Here is an 832-nt window from a genome sequence, read left to right on the forward strand (position 1 = left end):
CAGCTCCGGCTGATGGATCAAAGCGCGGCACAAGGAAGCCCGCTGCCGCATTCCCCCGGAAAGCTGCCAAGGATAGGCTTTCTGAAAACCCTCCAAGCCCACGGTGGCCAGCAGCTCCAGCGCCGACTTCTCGTGCTGGGCCAGGTTTTGCTTGAAGGTACGCTTGTAAGGCTCCACCACCTCCAACGGCAGCAACACGTTCTGTAAGGTCGTGCGCCAGGGTAGCAGCACCGGGTTTTGGAAAGCCATGCCCACACTCTTCAGGGGGCCGGCGATGGGCTGCGACTGGAAGTAGAGGGTGCCGCTGTAGTTGGTGTTCAGGCCGGAGACCATCTTCAGCAGCGAGGTTTTGCCACAGCCGCTCGGCCCAACAATGGAGACAAACTCCGAGTGGGCAACAGAAAAGCTGACGTCGCGGATGATCGTGACCGGGGATCCCTTGCCGGGGTACTGCAGCGAGACGTGGCGCAACTCCAGAACGGGCTTGCCCGAAACAGCGGGGGAAGATAACCCACTTTGAACCACCCTCTGCGACTCCAACATTGACTCAACTCCAATGATTTTCATAGTGGCCCAAGTGAGGGCTGATCCCCCTGATCCAGACAGATGATGGCGGGAGCAATGAGGGTTGCAGGCCGGTTTATCTCGATTGGTATGGCCAACCCCATCCCCACTACATCAGAGAGAGGGGCAGCCAGCTGTGTTGCCAGATACTTTGTGGGCCGGTGAGGTCCCCCCATGTTCAGCTTCAGGAGATGTGGGATCCCCGAGGGCCCGGTCATCGAAGACAGTAAACTACCCGACACCCGTGCTATGCGCAGGGTGCGGGCTT

1 protein-coding gene is annotated in these 832 nt (G+C 59.5%); it reads right to left on the bottom strand.

Features of this window, described 5'->3' with window-relative positions; genetic code table 11:
* A partial coding sequence (locus NW819_RS12360; protein ID WP_414413924.1) for an ABC transporter ATP-binding protein occupies positions 1-543 on the bottom strand: 543 nt, incomplete at its 3' end.
* Between the last annotated feature and the right edge of the window lie 289 nt (positions 544-832).

The organism is Synechococcus sp. R8-2 (assembly GCF_047461715.1).
Lineage (GTDB): Bacteria > Cyanobacteriota > Cyanobacteriia > Thermostichales > Thermostichaceae > Thermostichus.